Source organism: Streptomyces sp. DH24 (assembly GCF_029813775.1).
Classification (GTDB): domain Bacteria; phylum Actinomycetota; class Actinomycetes; order Streptomycetales; family Streptomycetaceae; genus Streptomyces.
Genome location: NZ_JARVKW010000005.1, coordinates 26,156 through 52,892 on the forward strand (window position 1 = coordinate 26,156; position 26,737 = coordinate 52,892).

Below are 26,737 nucleotides of genomic sequence, written 5' to 3' on the forward strand. Positions count from 1 at the left end.
GCGAGGGGGCGGCCGTCGGGCCGGCGTACAGCCCACTCGTCTGCCTCCCCCCACATTTCCACAGACCATTGCCCATAGGCCATGCTTTCCGGATCACGCCCGGAACGGCGAGCCAGCGCAGGGTCGGCACAGGGGCACCGCTGAGAGCTGGCGACGGGCGTCTTGGCGTTGGCAGGAGAGGGGAGCCCACCATAGCCCCCTTCCTTCATCACCCCTTCTCGTGCCACAGGCAGGCACTAGGATCTGCACCCTGGGTCTGACCATGGGGAACGGCGACCTTCGCGGGACACAGGGAGCGGGGAACAGGCATGCGGGAAGGCCGGTGGGTCACGGTCACCGAGTCCGAGTTCGATCACGAACGCCGCGGCCTGGAGGCGATCCGGGAGAAGCTGCCGGACTCCGACCCCTGGCGCGCCTGGTCGAACTTCACCTTCACCGCGAACACGGGCCACGTCCGTGAGGTCGACCTGCTGGTAGTCGCTCCCGGCGGCCTCTGCATGATCGAGCTGAAGGACTGGCACGGTGCGGTCACCTCAGAGAACGGCACCTGGGTGCAGACCACGCCCGGTGGCCACCGCCGTACGCACGGCAACCCGCTGCACCTGGTCAACCGCAAGGCCAAGGAACTGGCCGGCCTGCTCGCGCAGACCGGCGCCAAGCGGGTCTGGGTCGCCGAGGCCGTCTGCTTCACCGACGACACCCTCCGCGTACGGCTGCCCGCCCACGACCAGAACGGCGTCTACTCCGTCACCGAGCTGGTCGAGATGCTCAAGCAGCCCCCGCGCGACGAACGGCGCCGCATCACCGCGATCGGTTCGCGCGAAGTCGCGGCGGCGCTGAAGGGCATCGGCATCCGCAAGAGCGACGCGCAGTACAAGGTCGGCCCGTACGAGCTGGAGCGGAAGTCCTTCGACTCCGGGCGCACCTGGGCGGACTACCTGGCCCGCCACAGCGACCTGCCCGAGGCCGCCCGCGTCCGCATCTACCTCAGTGAGCGCGGCTCGGACGCTTCGCTGCGGCAGTCCGTCGAGAACGCAGCCCGGCGCGAGGCCGCGGTGCTGGGCCGGTTCAAGCACCCGGGTGTCGTCCAGCTCAAGCAGTACTTTCCCTCGGGCCACGCAGCCGGCCCCGCGCTGATCTTCGACTACCACCCGGACACGTTGAAGCTGGACGAGTACCTGGTCCAGTACGGCGAGAAGCTGGACATCCTCGGCCGGATGGCGCTGGTGCGCCAGCTCGCCGAGACGATGCGCTCCGCGCACGCCAGCCGCATCCACCACCGCGCGCTCGCCGCCCGCTCCGTGCATGTCGTCCCCCGGCCGCGCGGCCGCAGGGGCCGGGCCGTCGGGGAGGAGGCCGCCTGGCTCACCCCGCAGCTCCAGATCTCCGACTGGCAGATCGCCACCCAGCGCGGCGGCGACTCCTCCCAGGGCCAGGGCATGACCCGCTTCGCGCCGACCGCCCTGTCCACCATGCACCTGGCCGACGACGCCGACGCCTATCTCGCCCCCGAACTCACGGCCCTCAACCCCGACCCGGTCTACCTCGACGTGTACGGGCTCGGCGTCCTCACCTACCTGCTGGTCACCGGCAAGGCCCCGGCCGCCAGCCAGGCCGAGCTGCTGGCCCGCCTGGAGGCGGGGGAGGGTCTACGCCCCAGCTCCCTGGTGGACGGGCTGTCGGAGGACGTGGACGATCTGGTGCAGGCCGCCACCGCGTACCGGCCGGGCCAGCGCCTGTCCAGCGTGGACGAGTTCCTGGAGCTGCTGGAGGTCGTCGAGGACTCCCTGACCGCCCCGGCCCCGGCAGCCACCGGCCCGGAGGGGCCCGGCGAGGAGGACGGAACCTCCGCCGACAAGGACCCGCTGGAGGCCGTCGCCGGTGACGTGCTGGCCGGCCGCTGGGAGATCCGCCGCCGCCTCGGCACCGGCTCCACCAGCCGCGCCTTCCTCGTCCGCGACTTGGAGCACGAGGCCCGCAAGACCCGCCCGCTGGCCGTGCTGAAGGTCGCCCTCTCCGACAGCCGAGGCGAGATCCTGGCCCGCGAGGCCGAGGCCATGGGCCGCCTGCGCCCCCACTCCGGCATCATCCGCCTCGTCGAGCCCGAGCCGCTGCACATCGGCGGACGTACGGTCCTGGCGCTGGAGTACGTCGGTGACGAGCGTGACGACAACGGGCAGAACGGCCAGGGAGCCGAGGGCGGGGGCCGCCCGCGCCGCCGCGAGGAGACCGTCGCCCGCCAGCTCCGTGAGAACGGCCGTCTCCAGGTCGACCAGCTGGAGGCGTACGGCGACTACCTCTTCGGTGCCGTCGACTTCTTGGAGGGCGAGGGCGTCTGGCACCGCGACATCAAGCCGGACAACATCGCCATCCGCATCCGCCCCAACCGCACCCGCGAACTGGTCCTCATCGACTTCTCGCTCGCCGGCTACCCGGCGAAGAACACCGACGCGGGCACCGAGGGCTACCTCGACCCCTTCGTCGACGTCATCACGCGCGGCTCGTACGACTCGCACGCCGAGCGGTACGCCGTCGCCGTCACCCTGCACCAGATGGCCTCCGGCGAGCTGCCCAAGTGGGGCGACGGCAGCGTCCCGCCCCGCATGACCGACCCGAAGGAGTGGCCGTACCCGACCATCGCGGCCGAGGCCTTCGACCCGGCCGTACGGGACGGACTCGTCGCCTTCTTCCGGAAGGCCCTGCACCGCGACGCGAGCAGGCGGTTCCCCGAGCTCAAGCCGATGCGGGACGCGTGGCGCAAGGTCTTCCTCGACGCCTCCCAGACCGTCCCGTCCAGCCACCGCAGCCGACACCCGGCCCCTACGACCACGGAGGAGGGGGCGCCCGGAGAGGGCGCCGCCGCGGCGGCGATCGCGGACGCCGAGCCGGAGACCGCCGAGCAGCAGCGGGACCGGCTCGCCGCCGAGGTCACCCGGGACACTCCGCTGACCGTCTCCGGCCTCACACCGGCCGCCCAGTCGTTCCTGTACGGCCTGTGCATCACGACAGTCGGCGAACTCCTCGACTACAGCCGCCGCAAGCTCGTTAACGCTCCCGGGCTGGGTGCCAAGACCCGTAACGAGGTCCAGCAGCGGCAGCGCGAGTGGGGCGAGAGGCTGCGTGAGATCCCCGTCTCGCCTCTGACGCCGAAGGGCCGGGCGGAGGCGAAGGAGGAGCTGGAGCAGCTCACGGCCGCCGAGTCGGCCCTGGTGGGCCGGCTGGTGACGGGCGAGTCGGCGGGCGCCCTGCCGCCGCGTACGCTGCGCTCGGTCAGCCTCGACACCCTCGCCACGGTGTTCGTGCCCGCCGTCAACAACAACGGCTCCAACCGCAACAAGGCCGAGATGGTGCGGCTGCTGCTGCGCCTGCCCGACGAGCACGGCGTGCTGCCGGACATCGGCGTCTGGCCGAAGCAGAAGGACGTCGCGGACGCGCTCGGCCTGAGCCACGGCCGTATCCCGCAGATGCTCAAGGAGGAGCGCAAGCGCTGGAAGGCGGAGCCCGCCGTCCGCGCACTGCGCGAGGAGATCATCGACCTGCTGGTGAGCATGGGGCGTGTCGCTTCGGCGGTGGAGATCGCCGACGCGCTCGCTGTGCGCAGAGGAACGCATCTCGCCGGGCGTGAGCAGCGGCGCGCGATGGCGCTGGCGGCTGTCCGGGCTGTGGTCGAGGTCGAGCAACTGGTGCCGCAGGAGGCCGAGTTCCAGCACCAGGCGAACCGCAAGGCGACGGACGAGTCCCTGGGCGCCGGCCTGCTCGCCCTCGACGTGCGCGAGAACGACGCCCCGGACACCCCCACCGCGCCCGGCCTGCTGGACTACGCGACCCGCCTGGGCCGTACGGCCGACCGGCTCGCCAAGCTGGACACCCTGCCGACGGCCGCGACCGTGCTGGCCGAGCTGGGCGCGCTGACGGTGCCGCCGGGTGCGGTGGACTGGGACGAGCGGCGGATGGTGGAGCTGGCCGCTGCGGCATCGGTGAACGCCGCCGCCACCCCTCGTTTGGAGATCTACCCGCGCGACCTGCCGCTCGTCCGGGCCCTGCGCCTCACCCAGGCCGGGCTCGTCCGCTGGATTCCGGGCGTGCCCGAGGGCCGGCAGCCCGGCCTGACCGGCGAGGACGTGCACGAGCGGGTGCGTGCTCGCTTCCCCGAGCTGGTCGTCCCGGACGCGCGGGGCGGCGCCACCCACGAACTGCCGACGGGCGGCCCGCTGACCAAGGCCTTGCGCGACGCGGGCTTCGAGCTGTCGCTGAGCACGCGCGAGGACACGGGCACGCTGCGCTACCTGCCGACGCGGGTCGACGACGCGTCCAGCTACCTCACGACGGGCGCGTGGCGGCAGTCGACGCGTAGGGGTGCGGTGACGCGGTACGCCGACGACCCGCAGCTCGCGGGCGCGGTGCGCGCGGAGGAACGGCTGCTCGCGTCGGCCGGCCGGGACGGGTACCGGGTGCTGACCGTGCGGCAGCAGTTGGTGCGGGACGCGGTGCGGGAGCTGGGTGCCGAGCGCCTGGGCGCGGATGCGGTGTCCGTGACCGAGCTGTTCCTGGAGGCCCTGCACGCGCAGGTGACGCCGGGCACCAAGCCCACCTGGGAGACCCTGCTCAAGGCGGACGCCGCCGAGCCGGGGTCGAAGGGGGCGGTGCGGTTCGCGGAGTACGCGCGGACGGCGTGGGGCTCGGTGGAGCCCCGGATCGTGGAGCTGTTGCGCAACGGTGGCGGCGGTGCGGGTCCTGTCCTGCTGACGGAGGCCGGGGTCTTCGCCCGGTACGACGCGATGGGCGTCCTGGACCGGCTGGCGTCGGCGGCCCGGCGGGGCGGGCGGGGGCTGTGGCTTCTGGTTCCGCAGGCCGATCCGTCGCGCGAGCCCCGGCTCGGGCAGGTGGCCGTGCCGTATCAGGCCGGCCTGGGGGAGTGGATTCAACTTCCGGACACGTGGGTGGGCAACGCCCATCGCGGGTCCGGTGAGGTTGTGGCTAGTGCCAGTGGTGTCGAGGGAGACGTCAAGTGATCGACCGCAAGGCTCTGTTGAACGACCTGAAACAGCAGGTCAAGGCGGTCGAGGCCGACCTCGGGCGACAGGTGAAGGCGTTGGGGGATGTCGGCGCGACGCTGAAGTCCGAGTACGACCAGGCGCGCAAGCTCGGTCGTACCGCGGCGACGTGGAACTCGTGGCTCGATGAGCGAGTCACGCAGGTCGCGGTGGCATGGGTGCTGGGAACTGTCTTCGTGCGGTTCTGCGAGGACAACCGGCTGATCCCGGAGCCGTACCTGACGGGGCCGGACGGTGACCGGCGTGAGCTGGCGGAGGCGCGGTACGACGCGTATGTGGAGTCGGACGAGAACCCGACGTACCGGGGCTGGCTGGAGAAGGCGTTCGAGGAACTGGGGCAGGGCCAGGCGGGACGGCTTCTCTTCGACAAGCGGCACAACCCGCTGTACCAGATTCCGCTTTCGCATGATGGCGCGCGGGAGTTGGTCGAGTTCTGGCGGCAGAGGGATGAGGCGGGCGTTCTCGTCCACGACTTCACCGACCCGCTGAACGAGGACGGTACGGAAGGGTGGGACACGCGGTTCCTGGGTGACTTGTACCAGGACCTGAGCGAGGCCGCTCGGAAGACGTACGCGCTGCTCCAGACGCCGGAGTTCGTGGAGGAGTTCATCCTCGACCGGACGATGAATCCTGCGGTGCGGGAGTTCGGTTACGAGGAACTGAAGATGATCGACCCTACGTGTGGGTCGGGGCACTTTGTGTTGGGGGCGTTTCGGCGGTTGGTGCGGCTGTGGGCTGAAGGGCAGCCGGGGAAGGACGTGCACGAGCGGGTGCGGGCTGCGCTGGACTCGGTGCACGGGGTGGACATCAATCCGTTCGCGGTGGCTGTTGCTCGGTTCCGGCTGTTGGTTGCGGCTATGGCGGCGAGTGGTGTGCGAACGCTGGCTGAGGCTGCAAAGTACGAGTGGCCGGTCCACCTGGCAGTGGGGGACTCGCTCATCAAGGCTCGGCAGTTGGAGCTGACGCTGGGTGAGGGCGAGGACGGGATCGACGACCCGCTGGCCTCGTTCGCGTACGCCACGGAGGACGTGCACGAGTACCCGGCGATTCTCCAGCAGGGGCGCTATCACGTGGTGGTGGGGAACCCGCCGTATATCACGGTGAAAGATAAAAAGCTGAATTTCTTGTACCGGGAGCTGTACGACGCTTGCGGCGGCACTTACGCGCTCTCGGTGCCGTTTGCTCAGCGCTTCTTTGAACTCGCCAAGCGTGGCGATGCTGAGGGTCGCGGGTACGGCATGGTTGGACAAATCACTGCGAACTCTTTTATGAAACGCGAGTTCGGCGCGAAGCTGATTGAAAACTACTTCCTTAATCGGGTTGAGTTGACGGAGGTTATTGACACTTCAGGCACCTACATTCCCGGGCATGGAACACCGACAGTCATCCTTGTGGGTAAACGACGGGAAGGGAGTAGGCGGTCGACGGCGATTAGGACGGTGCGTAGCGTCCAGGGTGAACCGGGCGTTCCCGAACGCGCTGAAGACGGAATGGTCTGGCGTGCGATTGTAGATCAAATCGACAAACCACGTTCACTGAGTCAGTGGGTGACCGTGGACGATTTGAGTCGTGATCGATACTTCCGCAAGCAGCCGTGGATTCTAGCTGATGGTGGGCTGGAGATGGCTGAGTCCGTGGCTAAATTCTCGGTAAGCCACTTGGGGGATCGTGCTCAAAGAGTCGGCTTCGTGGGAATGACTCATGCGGATGATGTGATGGTTCGTCCTCGTAGGGCTTGGCCTGCCGATATGGAGGCCTTCCTGCAGCCAATTGCAGGAGGGGACGATGTGCGAGATTGGGAGTCATCGGCCGAGACATCAACTTTCTTTCCCTATACGTCTGAACGAACACTGAGGCCGCTTACGGAAGCTGTTGGTACGTCCCCTGGGCTGTGGCCGTATCGCGCCGAGCTTGCTTTGCGCGCCACTTTTTCCGGTGGAACCTACAACTCTGCTGGGCGTCCATGGTGGGAGTGGCACCAACTTCCCAGAGACAAAGAGGCTCATCGTTGGTCTATTGCCTTCGCCGAGGTTGCGACTCACAACCATTTTGTTTTGGATCGAGGTCATTCGATCTACAAGCAGTCTGCCCCTGTTATCAAACTAAGCAAGGACTCTAGCGAAAAGGAGTACCTTGACCTCACGGCCTTGCTTAACAGCTCCGTCGCCGCTCTCTGGCTTAAGTTGAACTGCCACAGCAAGGGGGGCAGCGGGCTCGGTAGAGGATTTCAGGACGAAGCCTGGGAAGAGCGAGGGCAGTACAACGGCTCCAAGGTTGAACAGTTTCCGATTCCTGCCGCCTACCCAAGCGTCCTCGCCGTGGCAATGGACGCTCTGTCCCAGCAACTGACTTGCGGCAGCCCCGCAGCCGTGGCCTCCGAGTCAGTCCCTACTATCGGAGTCCTCCGTGAAGCTCGCAAGGCATGGGAATTCACCCGCGCCCGCATGATCGCCCTCCAGGAGGAGTTGGACTGGCAGGTCTACTCCCTCTACAACCTCCACTCCGAAGACCTCCGCGTCTCCGCGGACCCCGACGACCCCAACATCCCCGAACTCTCCCTTGGTGAGCGCGCCTTCGAGATCGTCCTCGCCCGCCGCGTAGCCGCAGGCGAGGCCAGCGACGAGTGGTTCAAGCGGCACAACTCCACGCCCATTACGGAGATCCCGGCCCACTGGCCCGCCCCCTACCGCGAGATCGTCCAGAAGCGCATCAACGTCATCGAGTCGAACCGCGCCATCGGCATGGTCGAGCGCCCCGAATACAAGCGCCGCTGGGCCACCGAGGGTTGGGACGCGCTCCAGGAGAAGGCCCTGCGCTCCTGGCTGCTGGACCGTATGGAGAACCGCGATCACTGGTTCGACGAGAACGGTCAGCCCATCATCCTCACCCTGGCCCGTCTCACCGACGCCCTCTCCCGTGACGAGGACTTCGTCTCCGTCGCCAAGCTCTACGCCCCCCGCAAGGAACTCGCCAAGGTCGTCGCCGAGCTGATCACCGACGAGCACGTGCCGTTCCTCTCCGCCCTGCGCTACAAGCCGTCCGGCATGAAGAAGCGGGCCGACTGGGAAGAGGTCTGGGATCTCCAGCGCAAGGAGGATGCCGCCCCCGACGAGCCGGCCAAGCGGAAGATCCGGGACTCCATCCCCGTACCGCCGAAGTACACCTCGGCCGACTTCCTCCGCCCCTCCTACTGGAGGGCGCGCGGCAAGCTGGACGTGCCCAAGGAGCGGTTCATCTCCTACGGGCAGACCAACGCCGCCACCCCTGAGCTGTACGGGTGGGCCGGCTGGGACCACCGGGAGCAGGCGCAGGCCCTCGCCACGTACTTCACCAACACCGCGTTGTCCACCGAGGAGATCACCCCGTTCCTCGCCGGCCTGCTGGAACTCCAGCCGTGGCTGTACCAGTGGCACAACGAGTTCGACATGCTCTACAGCGGCTCCCCGGCCGACTTCTTCGCCGGCTACCGCCAGCAGATGCAGGGCGAGCACGGACTCACGGACGACGACCTCCGGAACTGGCGTCCCCCGGCCGCAACCCGAGGCCGTCGGGCCGCAATTAAGGCGTAGCTGGAAACGACTCGGTGTCGCGCCCATACGCCGATGCCGAGTCTGCCGGTCGAGGGGCCACCCCGTGCGGGCGTGGGTGGCCTCCGGCCGGTACACGCAGCTCGGCCCATACGGTCTTGCCTGGGGCGGCCGGGCGAGGCGCGACGCCCCAGTCGTCCGCGAGGGCGGCTACGAGGAGCAGGCCCCGGCCGGACTCGGATGCGGAGTCGGGGGTCGGGGGAGTGGATGGGGGCTGCTTTTCGCCGCGGGTGTCGGTCACCTCGATGCGGAAGGTGTCTTCGACCAGGGTGAGCTGGAGCTTGAATTCCCGGCCGGGGACGTGCCCGTGGCGTACGGCGTTGGTGGTGAGTTCGGCCGCGATGAGGGTGAGCGTCTCGTTGACCGGGTTCGTGTAGGGGTGGCCCCAGTCGTTCAGTCGGTGTGAGACGAGTCGGCGGGCGAGGCGGGCACCGCGTGGGGTTGAGGTGAAGCGCATGGTGAACTCGTTTTCGGGGGCGAGGTGCTGTGGCATATGCCCGTTCGGGGGAGTTGCTGACTTCATGGAGTCAACGGTCGCGGACCCTGCGTAGCGTTGACCAGGAGCGACGTGCTGACGGGTGCGGGCTGTACACGTCGGCCGTGCGCTTGTACGTGGTGTTGGCGTGACCGGATCCAGGGCCGCGCGTTGGGCGGGCGGAGTCCGGTGGCTGTGGTGGTCGTACGGGAGGAGTCGCGGCGTGGACGACGAGGTTCAGCAGCCGGAGTACGAGGTCGGGACGGGCATGCTGTACGTGTTCGGGCGGCAGTTGAAGCTGTTCCGGGAGCGGGCGGGCATGGATCGGGCGAAGCTCGGTTCGCTGACCGGGTACTCGGCCTCGACGATCGCGTCGTTCGAGCAGGGGAGACGTATTCCGCCGCCGAAGTTCATCGACCGGGCCGATGAACTGCTGGACGCAGCTGGGGTGTTGAGCGCGAGCAAGGAGGAGGTGGCTCGGGCTCAGTATCCGGCATTCTTCCGGGATGCGGCCAGGTTGGAGGCTGAGGCGGTTGAGCTTCACGTGTACGCCAACCAGGCGGTGCCTGGGCTCTTGCAGACCGAAGAGTACGCGCGGGCGGTGTTCACCAACTGGCGGCCCTTGCTGCACGAGGACGTGGTCGAGCAGAGGGTGACAGCGCGGCTGGCCCGGCAGGAGATCTTCGGCCGTACGCGGTTGCCTACCATCAGTTTCGTCATCGAGGAGTCGGTCCTGCGTAGACCGCTGGGCGGGTGGGGCGTCATGCGGGGGCAGTTGGAGCAGATCCTGCTCCATGGCCAGCGGCGTAACGTGGAAGTCCAGGTGCTGCCGACCGAGCGGGACGAACACGCCGGACTGGCTGGTCCGTTCACCTTGATCGAGACGAACGAAGGGCGGAGGATCGCGTACGTGGAGGCTCAGCAGGACAGTCGCCTCTACACGGCGCGGAAGCCAGTCCGGGAGATCGAGGAGCAGTACGGACTCCTTCGGGCCCAAGCGCTCACTCCGCGCGAGTCGCTGGCCTTCGTCGAGAAGTTGCTTGGAGAGAGATGAACGTCGAACAGCCTGTGCCTGAGTCCGCTTGGTTCAAAAGCAGTTACAGCAGTGGGGCAGGCGGCGAATGCGTCGAGGTCGCCGCCACCCCCGACAGAGTTCACGTCCGCGACTCGAAGGACATAGCCCGTGCCCCACTGACCGCAGGACCCACGGCTTGGACCGCGTTCGTCCAGTTCGCGGCCCTCTGACAGGGGCGGCACCGATCGCAGGGCCTTCCGGCAGGCGTGTGCTGGCCGGAAGGCCCTGCGCATGTCCGCCTCCGCAGCACCTTCAGCAGCACCTGGCGCTTGCTCGCCGGGTGCCGAGCCGACGGCCGGCTGCCACGGCGATCAACGTCCCGGGGGGACGACCGACAGCGTGAGGGACCCAGCTCGCACACCACCGTCACTCACATCACGAGGTCCCAACGGAGCTGACAAAGTACGGCCCTTGGAGCGCGGAGCTGCTGTACGTTCCTGCCATGAAGCAGGGTAAAGAGGTCGAGAACCCCGAGTCGCGTTTCTTCACGCTGCTGCTGGCGGCAGCGAAGCTTCCGGGTGTGCGTATCCACAGGGACACGTACCTCCGAAGTGCGCTGGCTCGCAGTTGCTCCGAGGACGACATCCGAAGGGCGATAGAAGAGACCCCCGCTGCGGCGGGCATCCCTGCCGAGGTTCTCGACAAGGCGGCCAACGACTCCATCCGCTACGAGACGGCCAAGGTCAGTGCGCTGTCCGCGGCTGCCGGGCTGCCCGGTGTCCTCGCCCTTCCCGCCACGGTTCCCGCCGACATGGCCCAGTACGTCGGCCACATGCTGCGTATCGCGCAGAAGCTCGCCTATCTCTACAGCTGGCCCGATCTGTTCTCCGACGAGGGCGATGACGTCGATGACGCGACCAAGGGGGTCCTCACGCTGTTCTTCGGCGTGATGTTCGGCACCCAGTCGGCGAACGCCGCGGTGGGGAAGGTCGCGGGGATGATGTCGGAGCAGGTCGCCAAGAAGCTGCCCAGGATGGCACTCACCCATGGGGCCATCTATCCCGTCGTGAAAAAGGTCGCGGGCTACCTCGGTGTCAGGATGACGACGCAGTCCTTCGCGACGACCGTCTCGAAGGCCATCCCTCTCGTCGGCGCCGCTGTCTCCGGCACGCTCACCTTCGCGACCTACCGCCCCATGGCCAAGCGGCTCAAGAAGCACCTCTCCGACTCGGAACTGGCGAAGCCGACGCACCGAGTCGTGGTGGTGGAAGCCGAGGCAGTTCACGAGTCCTTCGTCGCGGAACATGCCGAGAGCCCTACCTCGGACGGAACCGCCGTCACGGAAGAGGGCCCTCGGTCCTCGTAGCTCACCCGCTGTGAAGGGCGGAGGGGCGGTCCCGCCTGCACGTTCAGGCCGGACGAGTGGATCGGCTTCGTCCGTACTGTGCGAGCCGGTCAGTCCTGGGGTGTCAGAGGAGTACCGGTCGGGTCGATGGCGTGAGGGCGCGCCGTAATTGCCCGGCGGATGGCGGGCGGGAATTCGGCGCAGGGGCGAGCGGTGGCCTCAGTAGTGGTAGCGAGCCTTGAGGATCTTGACTTCCTTCTCGTCCACCCGGTAGACGAGCCGGTGCTCGTCGTCGATCCGGCGTGACCAGTAGCCGGACAGGTCACCCTTCAAGGGCTCCGGCTTGCCGATGCCGGTGAAGGGGGTGCGCTGGATCTCCGCGATGAGTCGTGTGATCCTGCGGGCCATGGCGCGGTCCGAGCCGAGCCGGAACAGGAAGTCCTCCCACCCGGCCGGGTCGAAGTGGACGCTCCTCACCCGTCACCCGCCAGCTCTTCCAGCTCTGCCATGGTCTTGGTGACCACGGCCTCGCCGGCCCTGTCCCGTGCGACGGCTTCCATGAGGCTGCGCGCGTTGGCCGGGGAGCGCAGCAGGTAGACGGTCTCCTGCCAGGAGTCGTAGTCCTCGGCGGACATCAGTACCGCGTCGCCGCTCTTGGAGCTGATGCGCACGGGGGTGTGGTCGTCGTTGACGCGCTTGATGAGCGGGAAGAGGTCCTTGCGGGCCTCGCTGGCGCTTATGGTCATCTGCGGCACCCCTCTCTGGTACCGGAAAATGGTACGGCAATGGTACGGCTTTCCTGTACAGGTCGCAGACTGGGATGTCTCTGCCGGTCCTGATCGGATTCCGGCGGGCCGTGGCGGGAAGGCCGCCGGTTGATCGGTCGGTATGAAGGCGGGTATACAGCGCAAGGGGGAGTAAGCGCCTGCCCGGCGGCCGGATGCTCCCGGCACGGGTGGGCAGCGGCCCGCCTGCGCTGTGGTCGGTCGGCTTCGCTGTCGTCGGTCGGCCGGACCGGCAGCGGACATCCCGCACGATCGAGGACAAGCGGTGGCCGAGGCCACCAGATGGAGAGCGTGACCTGTAATGGCCCAGCAGCCGCCCCTCCTGCGCGATGTCATCGACATCAAGGAGTCCATCTCCACCTCGGACTTCGTGCTGTCCCTCGCCGAGGCGACGACCCCCGAGGGCGCCGGGCACGCGCTCAAGGACTACGTCGTCACCGAGCGGTTGCTGGACAACTTCGACGAGGCGCTGGCCCTCATCAAGTCGGCACTGGACGGGCATCGTTCCAAGGCGGCGTATCTCCACGGCTCGTTCGGTTCCGGCAAGTCGCACTTCATGGCCGTGCTGTACGCGCTCCTCAGCGGGAACCCGGCCGCCCGCGCGCGTACCGAGTTCGACCCGGTGCTGACCAAGCACGAGTGGCTGACCACGGACGGCAGGAAGTTCCTGCTCGTGCCGTACCACATGCTCGGCGCCAAGGCCCTCGAACAGCGCGTGCTCGGCGGGTACGTGCACCACGTCAAGAAGCTGCACCCGGAGGCGCCCACCCCGCAGGTGTACCGGACCGACTCCCTCTTCGCCGACATCCGCGCCATGCGCGCCAACATGGGTGACGAGGCCGTCATCCGGGGCCTCGGCACCGGCGTGGACGACGATGACGAGGACGAGTGGGGCGAGGGCTTCACCTGGACCCCGCAGCTCCTCGACACCGCGCTCGCCGCCGAGGAGAACCACGAGGCGGGCACCCCGCTCAACCTCCGCAACCCCTCCACCCCGGCCGAGCTGCGCGCCAAGCTGGTCAACGACGCCGGCACCAACCTCCTCCCCGGCTTCGCCAAGAACGCCGCCGAGGACGAGCACGGGTTCATCTCCCTGGACGCCGGCCTGTCCGTCATCGCCGAGCACGCCAAGTCGCTCGGCTACGACGGGCTCATCCTGTTCATGGACGAGCTGATCCTGTGGCTGGCCACCCTCATCCACGACCAGAAGTTCGTCGCGCGCGAAGCCAGCAAGATCACGAACTTCGTGGAGGGTGGCGACGCCCGCCGCGCCATCCCCGTCGTGTCGTTCATCGCCCGCCAACGCGACCTGCGCGAGCTGGTCGGCGAGGAAGTGTCCGGCGCGGCCGAGTCGTCCATCCAGGACACCCTGAACCTGGCCTCCGGCCGGTTCGACAAGATCACCCTGGAGGACCGCAACCTCCCCCAGATCGCCCACGCCCGCCTCCTCAAGCCCAAGGACGCCGAGGCGGAACGGCTCGTCGACGCGGCCTTCGAGCAGACCAAGCGAGTCGGCTCCCAGGTCTGGGACACGCTCCTCGGCTCCGAGAAGGGCACCACCGGCGCGGACGCCGAGTCGTTCCGGCTGACGTACCCGTTCTCGCCGGCGTTCATGGACACCCTCGTCCACATCTCGTCCGCTTTGCAGCGCTCCCGTACCGGTCTGAAGCTGATGGGCCAGCTCCTCGCCGACCACCGCAACGAGATCCGCCTCGGGCAGCTCATCCCCGTCGGCGACCTCTACCCGGTGATCGCGGAGGGCGGCGACAAGCCGTTCACCGACAGTCTGAAGGTCGTCTTCGAGGCCGCCGACAAGCTGTACAGGACCAAGCTGCGGCCCTACCTGCTCAGCTCCTACGACATCACCGAGGACGACGTCGAGCAGTACCTCAACCGGCCGGAGGCCATCACCGACTCCCAGCGCGCCAACCGCTGCCGGATGTTCGTCGGCGACAACCGGCTCGTCTGCACGCTTCTGCTGTCCGCGCTCGCACCCAGCGTGCCCTCCCTGTCCGAGCTGACCATCCGGCGGCTCGGCGCGCTCAACCACGGGTCGGTCCTCGCCCCCATCCCGGGCGCCGAGGTCGGCATCATCAAGAACAAGGTCGCCGAGTGGGCCGCCCGGTTCCCCGAGATCAAGGAGACCGGCACCGACGCCAACCCCGGCGTACGGCTGGAGCTGTCCGGCGTCGACGTGGACTCCGTCATCGCCAACGCCCAGGTCAACGACAACCCCGGCAACCGCGTCACGCTCGCCCGCCGCCTGCTGTCCGAGGAACTGGGCGTCGAGCACGGCCAGTTGAGCGACCAGCTCAGTTTCACCTGGCGTGGCACCGCCCGCACCGCCGAGATCGTGTTCGGCAACGTCGCCGACGAGGACGAACTGCCCGATCACGACCTCATGCCGCAGGAGGAGGGCCGCTGGCGGATCGCCATAGACCTTCCCTTCGACGAGGGTGAATGGGGGCCCGTCGAGGACGTCAACCGCATCCGCCGGTTGCGCGAGCGGCAGCAGGGCGAGCGTTCCCGTACCGTCGCCTGGCTGCCCGCGCACCTGTCCGCGCAGCGCTTCAACGACTTCCGGCGCCTCGTCGTCATCGACAAGGCCCTCGCCGACGAGCACCGTTTCGACACCCAGTACGCCGGCCACCTCAACGCCGACAACCGCAGCCGCGCCAAGGGCCTCCTGGAAACCCAGCGCGAGGCTCTGCTCAAGCAGGTCAAGGGCGCATTCAAGCAGGCGTACGGGCTTGCCCAGAAGCAGGCCGCCGACGTCGTGCCCGACTTCGACGACCACCTCGTCGCGCTGCCCGACGTCGACGGCCTCACCCTGTCCTTCGGGCAGAGCCTGCACGACGGCATCCGGCATGTGGCGGGCAAGCTGCTCGCGCATCAGTACCCGGCGCATCCCGACCTCGACCCCGACGGCACCGGCTCCGCGGTCAAGCCCGCCGACACGAAGAAGGTGTTCACCCATGTCCGGGCCGCCGCCGAGGCGCGCGACGGGCGGGTGGAAGTCCCGGCCGCCGACCGCAAGCTCATGCAGCGGATCGCCGGGCCGCTGCGTCTCGGGCAGCAGAAGGAGGCGTACTTCGAGCTGACCCGCTACTGGGCCGACCACTTCCGCCGGCTCGCCAGCGCACAGGGCGTCACCGGGGATCTGTCCCTGATCACCCTGACCGACTGGACCGACAAGCCCGAGCCGCGCGGCCTGCCCGACTTCCTCGCCCGGCTCGTCGTCGCCGCATTCGCCGAGATGGACGACCGGGTGTGGGTGCGCGGCGGCACCGTCCTCGACCCCGCGCCGGAACTGTCCGCGATCAGGGACCACGACGCCCTGCGCAGCCAGCCGCTGCCCGCCGAGTCCGACTGGGACAGCGCACGGCAGCGCTTCGAAACGATCTTCGGGCAGAAGGCGCCCGCCCTGCGGCGCGGACGCATGGTCAACCAGTTCGCCCGCCAGATTATCGAGGCAGCCCGTGCCCAGCGGGACCACGCGGCCGACCTGGTCCACCAGCTGGAGGCCCACGCCTCCTTCCTGGGCCTCGACCAGACCGCCGACACCGGGCGGCTCGCCCTCGCCCGCCGCTCCCTGCAACTGCTGGACGCGCTCACGGCGGAGGCCGGCAAGGGCGCGGCCGGGGCGAAGAAGACCGTGGAGGCCCTCGCCTCCTTCGACCTGGGCGAAACCAGCGCCGACCGGTACGGCACCTCCATCAAGCAGGCCCGCGGCGTCGCGGAGGCCGTCGCCTCCGCGCCCTGGAGCACCCTCGAACTCGCCGCCGGACTCGGCCCCGAGGGCGCGGCCCTGCTCGACTCGCTGCGCAACGTGGCCCGCGACGACCAGCGCACCGCGGATCTGCGTGACGCCCTGACCCGCACCCAGCGCGAGGTCGTCGCCCTGGTGAAGCGCACCCAGGCCGCGGCCCGGCCGTCCGCACCCGTCGTGCCGACTCGGCCCACGGCGGGCGACCTGTCCCTCGACACGCCGACCAGCGACCCGCGTATCCCCTTCACCCCGCAGGAGACACCCGCTCCGGCCTCCTCGGGCAGTGGCACCGCGCGGACGTCCGGTGGCCGCCGTACGACGGTGGCGCGGGCCGCCGCCGATCTGCGGGCGGAGCTGTCCGAACTGGCTGCCCGCCACCCCGACGCGACCATCGAGATCACCTGGAAGGTCGTCGAATGACGGACACCGTCGCTGCCGCCGCCCCGGGCGCCGTCCGGCTGAACACGGCGACCGTCACCCAGTACCTGTCCTCGCAGTCCTCCCTCGCCGCCTCCCTGACAGGAGACGGCGGGGGCAGGCGCCGGGTCGTGCTGCTGCGGTCCGCGCCCCAGTGGGACGGTCCCGCGGAACCCGCCTGGGCGGAGGGGCGGACGGCCGGTGTCGCAGTGGGGTCCTCACCGCTCGCCGTCCACGAACTCGTCCTCGATCACCTGGCGGGCCGCCGGTCCGGCCCCGCCGTGCTGGTCGTCCTCACCGACCGCGAGCAGAACGAACTCGACCCGGCGATCCTCGCCCGCGTCCACAAACTGCGCATCGACACGGTCGACAGCTGGGACGTCGTACGGGAGGCGTTCGGCGCCCGGCAGATCGACCCGCGCCTCAAGGACGTCAACTGGGCCGCCGAAGCCCTCCTCGACGCCACACCCCCCGGCGGATGGCCGCCCGTGCCCGGCGGCTGGCTGTCCCGCCAGCACGCCCTCACCGCGCTCGCCCAGCGCCGCCTGCGCCTCGGCCGCTACGACACCGAGGGCGGTACGCGACGCCCCGGCGACGACCGGCTCGACGCACAGACCCTGCTGCACTGGTCGACCCGCCCCGGTGCTCCGGAACGTCTCCTCGGGCTGCGCGGCCCGGAGCGCGCCGGGCTGAGCGCCTTCCTCGGCGAGGAGGACCAGGCCGGCCTCGCAGGCCGGGCCCTGCTCGCCCTCGTCGACGCCGAACGCGGCGCGGACGCCGCCGCCTTCGGACTCGTCTGTGCGGCACTGTGGCAGCACGCCGAGCCCGCTCCCGAGACGTACCGGGCCCGGGGCCGCGCCGAACGCTACTTCGGCGAGCAACCTCCGGCGATCGGTGAACAGCTCGACGTCCTGGTGTCCGTCTTCGGCCGGTCCGCCGAGGAGTACGTGACGACGCTGCTGACGGCCGGGCACCGCAGCGGCGGCGACGCGGACCAGGCCCGCGAGGCACGCCGAACCTCCGGTACCGTGCTCGACCGGGCAGCCGCGCTGGCACGCCAGTTCGGCGCGGAGCAGGCCGTCGCGGCGAGCCCCGTATTGCGTGGCGGACTCGAGGCCCGGTTCACGGCTGTCGGACGGGCGCTCGCAGCGGGCGACAGGGCCATGGTGGCGGACGCCGTCCGGCGCCTGGAGGACCACCGGCTCGCCGCCGAGCCGGAGGAGTCCGCCCGCATCGAACGCGCCCGCATGGGACAGCGCCTCGCCCGCTGGCTGGCCACCGACCCGCCCACCGAGGCCCTCACCGTCGCCGACGCCACACAGCGGCACGTCGCCGAAACCGGCTGGGCCGACCTCGCCCTGGAGCACATCGAGGCCGGCGGCGACCGGGACCCCGTCCTCAAGGCCGCGTACGACACCCTCGGCACACGCGTCCGCGACCGGCGCCGGCAGATCGACGCCTTCTTCGCGCGCTCTTTGGCCGCCTGGACGCAGGCCGGCACCCATCCCGGCAGCATGCTCACCGTCGAGACCTTCCTCGACCGCGTGGTCGGGCCGGTCGTGCGACGCGGTGAGGAACGGCGGGTGCTGCTGCTTGTCCTCGACGGCATGAGCGCTGCCATAGCGAACGAACTCGGCGAGGAACTGCGTGCCGCCTGGGCGGAGTTCGACCCGCTGCCCGAGAACGCTCCGCAACGTCGGGCGATGGCCGCCGCACTGCCCACCCTGACGGCCGTGTCCCGGACCTCGCTGTTCGCGGGCACGCTGAGGAAAGGCACCCAGGCCGACGAGAAGCGGCTCTTCCCCACGCTGAAGCTGTGGGGTGGCGCCCCGGCCGCCGTCTTCCACAAGGACGACCTGCGCACCGAGACCGCGGGCGACACCTTCGGCCCGGCCCTCACGGAAGCGCTCACCGACGGCCGGACGCATGTCGCCGTCGTCCTCAACGCCATCGACGACCGCCTCGCCAAGGAACAGAAGCTCGGCGACGGGGCCTGGCGCGTCGACGACGTCCCCGGCCTGCGCGACCTGCTGCGCGTGGCGGCGGCCCAGGGTATGGCCGTCATCCTCACCAGCGACCACGGCCACGTCGTCGACCGGCACGGAACGAAGGTCGACGCCGCCGCCGAGCCCGCGTCCGCCCGGCACCGCCTGCCCGGCGACGGCCCGCTCGCCGACCGGGAGATCGTCCTCTCCGGGCCGCGCGTGGTGTGGCCCGAGCCCGGCGCGTCCATCGTGGCGCTGTGGGACGCCGACTCCCGCTACACCGCCCTCAAGGCCGGCTACCACGGCGGGGCCTCCCTCGCCGAGTTCACCATCCCGGTGCTCGCCTTCCTGCCGTTCGGGGCGGAACCGCCGAAGGGATGGCGGGAGTTGGGGGACCAGCGGCCGGTCTGGTGGGCCCCGGAGGAGGTCGGAAGGGCACCGCTGCCGAGTGAGCCCACCACTCAGCTGCTGGTCGGCGCGATCCCCTCCGCGCCGAAGAGGCCGACGGGGAAGCCCCAGAAGAAGCAGGCGGAACTCGCGCGCACGCACGACGCGCTCTTCGACGTGGGGCTGACCACCGAGGGAGACGACGCCCTGCTCACCCCGACCCTCGTCTCCCGGACCGAGGCGCTCGTGACGGCGCTGCTCGACTCGGAGACGTACCAGGGACAGCTCGGCGGTCTGGCCCGCAAGCCTCAGCAGGAGCAGGTCCACAAGGCCCTCGCCGCCTTGCTCGACGCGGGCGGCACCCTGCCGGTGACCGCGCTCGCCCAGCGCGCGGGCATGCCCACGAGTCGAGGCGACGGGTTCGCCGCGGTCCTGCGGCAGCTCCTCAACTACGACGGCGTACAGGTGCTGGAGACCCTGCCGGACGGGCGCACGCTACGGCTGCACGAGGCACTGCTGCGCGAGCAGTTCGGCCTCGCAGCGGGCTGACGGACAGGGGGCGGTCTGCCTCCGGCAGACCGCCCCCTGAAGGCGCTACACGTCGCGCTTCACGTGGTTGAGCACGTTCCCCCCGCGCTGCTGCCCGTCCAGTAGCAGGAGGTCGGCCATCGGGTCCCCGTCCGGTCGCGCGCCGGTGAGGGTCCGGGAGCGGAACCGGGTGGCGCCGCCGGTCTGCAGCGTCATCACGACGCCGAGCGGGTAGTCCAGTGTCACCGTCGCGTTGATCGCCCGATCCGGTCGTCGTCCCACTTCCAGTTCCGCTGGAAGTCGGGCAGTTGTAAGGAACCCGAGGCGACATCCGCCAGGACGTCCTTCAACTTCACGTTGTCGGGGGCCGCCATGTGATTCCAAGCCAACCCTGTTTCCTATACGCAGAGTGATTCCAACAGCGCTTCGCTGTAACCGTCAACCCATTCGCGGAAGTAGGGCGGCGCGGCCGGGACAGCACGTGGTCGCTGGAGCACCCCGGAACGCACCGGTCCTGTACAGCGGTGCTCCGGGAAATGGAAGACTGGTTCCTGTGAGCACCACCGGATCCCAGCGCCCCGCTCAGGTCAGCGCCGCCCGCCGCCGTACCGTCATCGATGCGCTGCGGCGCGGAGCCGTGCCCGAGAGCGGGCTCGATCTGCTGGCCACCGGACTCGGCCGGTTCGAAGCGGCCCTCGACGCGGAGCTGGACGCCGTCGCGTCCGGCGAGTCCGTGTTCAAGGCCGTGCGGGGTGAGTACGGGTCCGGCAAGACGTTCTTCACCCGCTGGTTGGGGGAGCGGGCCAAGCGCCGGAACTTCGCCGTGGCCGAGATCCAGATCTCGGAGAACGAGACACCGCTGCACAAGCTCGAGACGGTCTACCGGCGGCTCACCGAACGCCTCACCACCTCCAGCTTCCCGCCCAGCGCCCTGCGGCCCGTGGTCGAGGCCTGGTTCTACGCCCTGGAGGAGGACGCCCTCGCGGCCGGCGCGACCGAGGACGAGCTGCCGGGTGAGGTGGAGAAGCTGCTCGTCGCGCGGCTCGCCGAGGTCTCCCGGCAAGCCCCGGCCTTCGCCACCGCGCTGCGCGGCTACCGGGCCGCCCTAGCGGCCGGCGACGAGGCAACCGCTGCGGCCGTCCTGGCGTGGCTCGGCGGCCAGCCGCACGTCGCGGCCTCCGCCCGCAGGTCCGCCGGGGTGCGCGGCGACCTCGACCACTTCGGCGCCCTTGGCTTCCTGCAAGGGCTCCTCACCGTGCTGCGCGACTCCGGGCACACTGGGCTCTTCGTCGTCCTCGACGAGGTGGAGACGCTTCAGCGGGTCCGTTCGGACGCCCGGGACAAGGCGCTCAACGCGCTGCGGCAGCTCATCGACGAGGTGCACTCGGGCCGCTTCCCCGGCCTGTACCTCGTCATCACGGGCACGCCCGCCTTCTACGACGGTCAGCAGGGTGTGCAGCGGTTGGCCCCGCTCGCCCAGCGGCTCGCCACCGACTTCACCACCGACCCCCGCTTCGACAACCCCCGCGCAGTGCAGATCAGGCTTCCTGGTTTTGACCAGGAGTCTTTGGTCGGCCTCGGTGTCACCATCCGGGATCTGTACGCGGATGCCGCCGCGTCGCCCGAGCGCGTGCGGACGATCGTCGACGACGCCTACGTCGCGGACCTCGCGCGGGCCGTCGGCGGGGCGCTGGGCGGGAAGGTCGGGGTGGCTCCCCGCCTGTTCCTGAAGAAGCTCGTGGGGGATGTGCTCGACCGCGTCGACCAGTTCGACGACTTCGACCCCCGGCAGCACTACCGGCTGACCGTCGCGAGCAGCGAACTCACCGACGTGGAGCGGAACCTGGCCGCCACGGTCCTCTCCGGCAGCTCTGCCTCGGCCGGCGACATCGACCTGGAGCTGTGATGGCGGCAGACCCAGGGAGCCCGGCCGGTACGGGCCCGGGTGAGGACGGGACCGACGTACTCGACCGGCTCGACCCCGTCGTCCTGCACCACATCGTCAACACCCTCGGTTGGCCCGACCTGCGCCCCCTCCAGCGGGCGGCGATCACGCCGCTCATGGACGGCCAGGACGCCGTACTGCTGGCGCCGACTGCGGGCGGTAAGACCGAGGCGGCCTGCTTCCCGCTGCTATCGGCGATGGCCGAGCAGGGGTGGACCGGTACCTCGGTGCTGTACCTGTGCCCGCTCAAGGCACTTCTCAACAACCTGGTCGGCCGCGTCGACGCGTACGCCCAGTGGCTGGGGCGGCGCGCGGCGCTCTGGCACGGCGACACCAAGGAGTCGCAACGGCAGCGCATCCGTACCGAGGCGCCGGACATTCTGCTCACGACCCCCGAGTCCCTCGAAGCGATCCTCATCGGCGTCAAGACCGACCACGATCGCCTGCTCGGCGGTGTGCGGGCCGTCGTCGTCGACGAGGTGCACGCCTTCGCGGGCGACGACCGGGGATGGCACCTGCTCGCCGTGCTCGAACGGCTGGCGAGGGTCACCGGGCGGCCCATCCAGCGCATCGGGCTCTCGGCGACCGTCGGTAATCCGGCTCAGCTGCTGCACTGGCTGCAAGGCGCGGGTGCCGAAAGCCGTGCCGGCCAGGTCGTCGCCCCGGGAGTGCAGTTGCCGCCCGCTTCAGACGGAGGCGGACACACCGACAGGGCCCCTGTCGCCCAACTCCGCAGGCCGGCGGGCGAGGTGGAACTCGACTACGTCGGCTCCCTCGACAACGCCGCCAAACTCATCGCAGCCCTGCACCGGGGAGAGAAACGGCTCGTCTTCTGCGACTCCCGCCGCCAGGTCGAGGAGCTGGGCGCCGCACTGCGGGCACGCGAGGTGACCGTATTCCTGTCCCACGCCTCCCTCTCCGTCGACGAACGCTCCCGCTCCGAGCAGGCCTTCGCCGAGGCACGCGACTGCGTCATCGTCTCCACCTCCACCCTTGAACTCGGCATCGACGTCGGTGACCTTGACCGCGTCGTCCAGATCGACTCACCGGCCTCCGTCGCCTCGTTCCTGCAACGCATCGGCCGCACCGGCCGGCGCCCCGGCACCGTACGCAACTGCCTGTTCCTCACCACCCGCAAGGAGACGCTGCTGCAGGCGGCGGGCCTGCTGCTGCTGTGGTCGCGGGGCTGGGTGGAGCCGGTCGTGCCCCCTCCCGAGCCGCGCCACCTCGTGGCCCAGCAACTGCTCGCCGTCACCCTGCAACAGCACAAACTCGGGGACCAGTTGTGGGACCGGCAGTGGAACGGACTCGCCCCCTTCGACCGGTCCGCCGCGCCGATTGTGCGCTTCCTCACCGAGGAGGGCTTCCTCGACAGCGACGGCGGCATGCTGTTCGTCGGGCCCGAGGCGGAACGCCGTTTCGGCAAGCGGCACTTCATCGACCTCACCGCGTCCTTCACCGCGCCGCCGCAGTTCACCGTCCTGTCCGGACGCACAGAGATCGGCCGCACCGACCCGAGCGTGCTCACCGAGGAACATTCCGGGCCGCGACGGCTGCTGCTCGGCGGACGCAGCTGGCAGGTCACGTACATCGACTGGCTGCGCAAACGCGTCTTCGTCGAGCCCGCTGACGGCGGCGGCATCGCCAAGTGGATGAACGGCGGCGTCGCCGGACTGTCGTACGCCCTGACACGTGCCATGCGCGAGGTGCTGCTGGGTACCGACCCGCCTGTCTCCCTCACCCGGCGTGCGGAGGCGTGCCTGGCCGAGCAGCGCGAGACCGAGGCACCCGGCACCGTGCACCCCGGCGGCACGCTGATCACGCGCGTCGGCTCCGACGTCCGCTGGTGGACCTGGGCCGGTTACCGCGCTAACGCCACCCTGGCGGCCACCCTCCAGTCGGTGACCGACCCCCTGCAACGGCCCACCGACAGCTGGTTGCGCCTGCGCGAGAACCTCACTCCGGCGGACTGGCGCGCGGCCCGTGAGAACGTCGGTGACAATCTCGTCCTGCCTGACGTGGACCGTCGGGCCGTACGCGGCCTCAAGTTCTCCGCCGCCCTGCCGGAACGCCTCGCCGTGGCGACGGTGGCGGCCCGCTTGGCCGACTTCGAGAGCGCCCGCTCGGTGCTCCGTGAGTCGGTGCGCTTTCAGCACGACGGCTGAATCGGAAAAGCCGCCAAGGCCGCGGCAGCCGGACGCCGGGCGTTACGCCCGCCCCAACTGCTCCGTCACCTCGCGGAGACATCTTCGAGCGCATCGAGCGGACCGTCTGACCCCAACAGTGACGACGCCCCCGTCCCGGACCGCTTCAGGGCTGGGTGTCTCCTTACGTAGCCATCAAGGTAGCCACACAAGCGCCCTCGCTCCGCGTTTGCACAGGTCATAGCGCTGCGGTGATCTTCCCCGGCGTACAGCCCGACTCGTCTGCCGCCCTCCGCCGGGCCGGGGGAGGGCTCAGGGCGTCCCGCCGGTCACCGCCGCGGCGATCGTGCGGGCGCATTCCAGGGCCTCGGTCTTGCTCGTGTCGACCTCGACGTCGTAGACGACCCCCTCGTGCACGATCTCGGCCTGCGAGGCGGCCATGCCGACCGTGCGGTCCCCTCGGGCGAGCTCCCGTCCCGCCGCGGTCTCGGCGTCGCACCGCACGCCGACCCACAGCACGTCCAGCCCGGCGAGTCGCTCGCGGGTCCGCTGCTGGGAGGCGGCGCCGCCGAGGAAGACGTCGTCGATGATCACGCGCGCCCCGGCCCGCGCCATGGCGGCGATGCCCGCCGTCCAGGCGGCCTCGATCTCCCGGAACCCGGCGCCGACCTCGACCTCGCCCTGCTGCCCGAACGCGATGCCGGAGCCGGACGCGGTCAGTGACGGCGGCAGCCTGGCGACCAGGTCGTCCACACCGAGGGCGATCCACGGGGTGGGGAGGATCGCCTGGAGACAGCGGCTGATGCCGGTCTTCCCGGAGCTGGATCCGCCGTTCAGCACGATGACTTGGGTACTCATGTGAGGGCTCACTTTCGGGAGTCGTGCGGTCGCCCGCCGAGTATGGACCACCGCGGCTTCACGTCCGCCGGATCCGGTCAGCGGGCGACGACGGCGGAACGCGGTCCGCCGGGGCCTCAGCCGGCCAGCGAGTTCTCGATCCGGCGGAGCTCCTGGGCGACCTCCAGGAGATCGTCCGCGCAGGCGGAGAGAATTTCGGCGACGGCGCTCCTGCCGTGCATCGGAATGGCGGGGGCGAGGCGCTTCCAGTCCTCGGTGCTGCACAACTGCGTGCGCAATTGGTGCAGGACGAATCGCCCGTTCTCGCTGAGCCGGAGCGAAGGGTCTTTGCGGAGCCTGTCGAAAAGGTTCATCCGCTGCTCGTGATCGGAGACGGAGGCGACGCTCCGCCGATCGACGACGGCCGGCAGACTCGCGCGGCTTTCCGTGCATCCCTTCCGCTGTTTCTCCGGGACGGGTTCCTGACCGCTGGCCAGGCGTCGTCGGACATCGCGGACGGTTCCCACGGATATGCCGGTCTGCCGGGCGATCTCCCGCAGTGACGCCGTCGGATTCTGTTTGATCACTTCCGCGGCGGCGGCGCGCCCCGCCGCCGTACTCGACGGACGGGCACGTCCGTCACAGCCGATACGGATTTCCGGCGCGGCGTCCTCCTTGCCGGACTTCTGCCGAATGGTCGCCACGCTCTTGGCGCTCAGACCGCTCATTTTGGCGATGCTGCGGTCGGACCAGTCCGGGTGACAGCGGAGGATGCGCAGTGCTGCCTGTTTTCTCTCCTCGCGCGACAGCGGGAGGCCGTGCTGCACATTGGACTCCACCGCGAGCAGAAAAGCGGCCTGCTCGTCGCCCTCGAACCACTGGGCGGCGAGGGTGTGGTGGCCACGCAGTCTCATCGCGTGCACCCTATGCATTCCGTCCACCACGCGCATCGTTTCCCGATGCACCACGATCGGCTGGAACTCCGCATCGCTCTCGGCCAGACGCTGCACATGCTCAAGGTCGATTCCGAAACGCGGCGAGTCGGCCTGCCGCAAGGAGCTCAGCGCGATCTGGAAGCTGGTTTCCGGCTTACAGCCTGCGGTTTCTGACATTGCATCTTCTCCTGGGGCAAGCAAAACAACTGTGGCGTCCGGAGCTAGGCATTCTCGTAACTGGGCCGCATCGCGCGCAGGCTCACCACGGACAGGAGGAGCGCCACGGAAGAGGCGCAGATGATGGCTGTCGGCACCGAGAGGCCGGCCGTGGCGAGGGCGATGTAGGCACCCGCCAAGGGAAGGCCGAGCAGCGAGAGAATCATCGTGATGGAGATGGTCAGCGCGTAGTTCTCGGCCGGCATGGCCGCGTTCCGGACCACTCGCGCGTGCACCGAGAACGCCACCAGCGGGCCCGCGACCAGGCAGAACGACAGTGCGAGTACCGGCACACTCGTGGAGAAGGCGAGCAGGAGCGGACTGGCCGGGATCACCACGGCGGCGATGATCCCCAGCGGCTCGACCAGCTTCTTCTCCGCGATCTTCGAGCTCGACAGGAAGTAGACGAACGACACGACAGCCGCGAGGCCGTACACGCCGCCGAGATAGACCTCGGACTCCCCCTCGATGTGCAGGACCAGATCGGGAAGCGCCGTGTACATGAGGCCGAAGGCGAAGTTCGTCGACATCATCAGGATTCCGAGCCAGCGCAGCGTGACGCTGCGCGCGACGAACCGGAAGGCGTCCTTGATGGCCGTGAACGTGTTCCCGAACGACACCTGGCTGCGGTGTTCGTCGCTCGGCATGCTCCTGGCGAGGAGAAGGAGCAGGAGGTAGCCCCCCGCCGAGACGAGGAAGAGCAGGTGCGGCGCCAGATGGACGACGATCCAGGCGCCGCAGATGGGCACGATCACCTGCATCGTCTGCTGATTGAACTGGAAGAAGGAGAAGGCCTTCGCCACCTCGTCCTGGCTGCCCAGCACGGTGATGTGCTTCTCGAAGGCGACGTAGGCGAAGAGATTGAAGAGGGAAAGGATGCCACCCACGATGATGTAGGCGGCGGCGCTCTCGGACCCCAGCAATATGCCGAAAAACAGGAGACAGACGGCCAGTCGGATCGCGTTCGACCCCACGAAGACATTCCGCACTCCGTATCGGTCCACGATGATTCCGGTGAGCGGAAGCATCATGATGGTCGGCAACCACTCGACCAGAAAGGAGACGCCCGAGGACTGCACACTCCCGGTCGCGCGGAACACCATGAGAGGAATGGCGAAAAGGAGGAAGCGCTCAATAAACGTCTGGAAAAGCAGATAAATTTTGAGCGACAAGAACCCTCCCCGTGACGCCGGGATGGTTATCCGTCGACGCCGGCTCTCCGTTGGCAACTCATGTTCGATCTGAACCCGCCCGATCCTGACCGACGTGGCGGAGAGCTGTCAACCAGTCATACTTTGCCGGAAGTGGAAGGC

15 protein-coding genes and 1 pseudogene are annotated in these 26,737 nt (G+C 69.3%); 9 read left to right on the forward strand and 7 right to left on the reverse strand.

All coding sequences use genetic code 11. From position 1 onward, the window contains the following. Positions 1-308 precede the first annotated feature (308 nt). Together pglW and pglX are read left to right on the forward strand one after the other, a co-directional pair. Complete coding sequence (pglW, locus tag QC282_RS05350) at positions 309-5,012, forward strand: BREX system serine/threonine kinase PglW (RefSeq protein ID WP_279548023.1); 4,704 nt, start codon at positions 309-311, stop codon at positions 5,010-5,012. Beyond that, positions 5,009-8,623 carry a BREX-2 system adenine-specific DNA-methyltransferase PglX gene (gene pglX / locus QC282_RS05355; RefSeq protein ID WP_279548024.1) on the forward strand — a complete coding sequence of 1,205 codons (3,615 nt, stop codon included), beginning with the start codon at positions 5,009-5,011 and terminating at the stop codon, positions 8,621-8,623. The genes pglW and pglX overlap by 4 nt, the downstream gene beginning before the upstream one ends. On the opposite strand, the gene QC282_RS05360 is transcribed toward pglX, so the two are convergent. Further along, entirely contained in the window at positions 8,613-9,098 is a 486-nt protein-coding gene (locus QC282_RS05360; RefSeq protein WP_336621060.1) for an ATP-binding protein, read from the reverse strand. The two genes, pglX and QC282_RS05360, sit on opposite strands and share 11 nt — an antisense overlap. 241 nt (positions 9,099-9,339) lie before the next feature. Here QC282_RS05360 and QC282_RS05365 point away from each other — a divergent pair, with 241 nt between their 5' ends. The 3 genes from QC282_RS05365 to QC282_RS05375 all read left to right on the forward strand — a co-directional run bounded on the left by QC282_RS05365 (position 9,340) and on the right by QC282_RS05375 (position 11,497). Beyond that, positions 9,340-10,170, forward strand: a complete 831-nt coding sequence (locus QC282_RS05365; RefSeq protein ID WP_279548026.1) for a helix-turn-helix transcriptional regulator — start codon at positions 9,340-9,342, stop codon at positions 10,168-10,170. After that, complete coding sequence (locus tag QC282_RS05370) at positions 10,167-10,361, forward strand: DUF397 domain-containing protein (RefSeq protein WP_279548027.1); 195 nt, start codon at positions 10,167-10,169, stop codon at positions 10,359-10,361. Before QC282_RS05365 ends, QC282_RS05370 begins: the two co-directional genes overlap by 4 nt. 272 nt (positions 10,362-10,633) lie before the next feature. Beyond that, positions 10,634-11,497, forward strand: coding sequence for a hypothetical protein (locus tag QC282_RS05375; protein ID WP_279548028.1), 864 nt, complete (start codon positions 10,634-10,636; stop codon positions 11,495-11,497). Positions 11,498-11,695: 198 nt separating this feature from the next. Here QC282_RS05375 and QC282_RS05380 read toward each other — a convergent pair whose 3' ends face one another. Beyond that, a complete protein-coding gene (locus QC282_RS05380) occupies positions 11,696-11,953 on the reverse strand; it encodes a Txe/YoeB family addiction module toxin (protein ID WP_190081204.1) in 258 nt (85 codons plus the stop codon). Beyond that, complete coding sequence (locus tag QC282_RS05385) at positions 11,950-12,222, reverse strand: type II toxin-antitoxin system Phd/YefM family antitoxin (protein ID WP_153290897.1); 273 nt, start codon at positions 12,220-12,222, stop codon at positions 11,950-11,952. Before QC282_RS05385 ends, QC282_RS05380 begins: the two co-directional genes overlap by 4 nt. Before the next feature lie 340 nt (positions 12,223-12,562). On the opposite strand from QC282_RS05385, the gene QC282_RS05390 reads away from it, so the two are divergent. Together QC282_RS05390 and pglZ are read left to right on the forward strand one after the other, a co-directional pair. Next, positions 12,563-16,450, forward strand: coding sequence for a phage resistance protein (locus tag QC282_RS05390; RefSeq protein ID WP_279548029.1), 3,888 nt, complete (start codon positions 12,563-12,565; stop codon positions 16,448-16,450). Then, entirely contained in the window at positions 16,447-19,368 is a 2,922-nt protein-coding gene (gene pglZ / locus QC282_RS05395) for a BREX-2 system phosphatase PglZ (protein ID WP_279548030.1), read from the forward strand. The genes QC282_RS05390 and pglZ overlap by 4 nt, the downstream gene beginning before the upstream one ends. Positions 19,369-19,452: 84 nt before the next feature. On the opposite strand, the pseudogene QC282_RS32320 reads toward pglZ, so the two are convergent. After that, positions 19,453-19,721: pseudogene (locus QC282_RS32320) on the reverse strand (DUF262 domain-containing protein); the annotation flags it as partial. A 179-nt stretch (positions 19,722-19,900) separates the two neighbouring features. On the opposite strand from QC282_RS32320, the gene brxD reads away from it, so the two are divergent. Both brxD and QC282_RS05410 read left to right on the forward strand, forming a co-directional pair. Continuing rightward, entirely contained in the window at positions 19,901-21,253 is a 1,353-nt protein-coding gene (gene brxD / locus QC282_RS05405) for a BREX system ATP-binding protein BrxD (protein WP_279548032.1), read from the forward strand. Beyond that, a complete protein-coding gene (locus tag QC282_RS05410) occupies positions 21,253-23,457 on the forward strand; it encodes a DEAD/DEAH box helicase (protein WP_279548033.1) in 2,205 nt (734 codons plus the stop codon). Before brxD ends, QC282_RS05410 begins: the two co-directional genes overlap by 1 nt. 291 nt (positions 23,458-23,748) lie before the next feature. Here the strand turns inward: QC282_RS05410 and cpt are convergent, their stop codons facing one another. From cpt to QC282_RS05425, 3 genes are all read right to left on the reverse strand, one after another. Continuing rightward, a complete protein-coding gene (gene cpt, locus QC282_RS05415) occupies positions 23,749-24,294 on the reverse strand; it encodes a chloramphenicol phosphotransferase CPT (RefSeq protein WP_279548034.1) in 546 nt (181 codons plus the stop codon). 116 nt (positions 24,295-24,410) lie between these two features. Next, positions 24,411-25,385, reverse strand: coding sequence for a winged helix-turn-helix transcriptional regulator (locus tag QC282_RS05420; RefSeq protein WP_279548035.1), 975 nt, complete (start codon positions 25,383-25,385; stop codon positions 24,411-24,413). 44 nt (positions 25,386-25,429) lie between these two features. After that, complete coding sequence (locus QC282_RS05425; RefSeq protein WP_279548036.1) at positions 25,430-26,596, reverse strand: MFS transporter; 1,167 nt, start codon at positions 26,594-26,596, stop codon at positions 25,430-25,432. Between the last annotated feature and the right edge of the window lie 141 nt (positions 26,597-26,737).

Coding starts and splice junctions, on each gene's coding strand:
- QC282_RS05390 (WP_279548029.1), top strand. CDS start 12,563: ATGGCCCAGCAGCCGCCCCTCCTGCGCGATGTCATCGACATCAAGGAG.
- QC282_RS05375 (WP_279548028.1), top strand. CDS start 10,634: ATGAAGCAGGGTAAAGAGGTCGAGAACCCCGAGTCGCGTTTCTTCACG.
- QC282_RS05420 (WP_279548035.1), bottom strand. CDS start 25,385: ATGTCAGAAACCGCAGGCTGTAAGCCGGAAACCAGCTTCCAGATCGCG.
- cpt (WP_279548034.1), bottom strand. CDS start 24,294: ATGAGTACCCAAGTCATCGTGCTGAACGGCGGATCCAGCTCCGGGAAG.
- QC282_RS05370 (WP_279548027.1), top strand. CDS start 10,167: ATGAACGTCGAACAGCCTGTGCCTGAGTCCGCTTGGTTCAAAAGCAGT.
- pglZ (WP_279548030.1), top strand. CDS start 16,447: ATGACGGACACCGTCGCTGCCGCCGCCCCGGGCGCCGTCCGGCTGAAC.
- QC282_RS05360 (WP_336621060.1), bottom strand. CDS start 9,098: ATGCGCTTCACCTCAACCCCACGCGGTGCCCGCCTCGCCCGCCGACTC.
- pglW (WP_279548023.1), top strand. CDS start 309: ATGCGGGAAGGCCGGTGGGTCACGGTCACCGAGTCCGAGTTCGATCAC.
- QC282_RS05385 (WP_153290897.1), bottom strand. CDS start 12,222: ATGACCATAAGCGCCAGCGAGGCCCGCAAGGACCTCTTCCCGCTCATC.
- QC282_RS05410 (WP_279548033.1), top strand. CDS start 21,253: ATGGCGGCAGACCCAGGGAGCCCGGCCGGTACGGGCCCGGGTGAGGAC.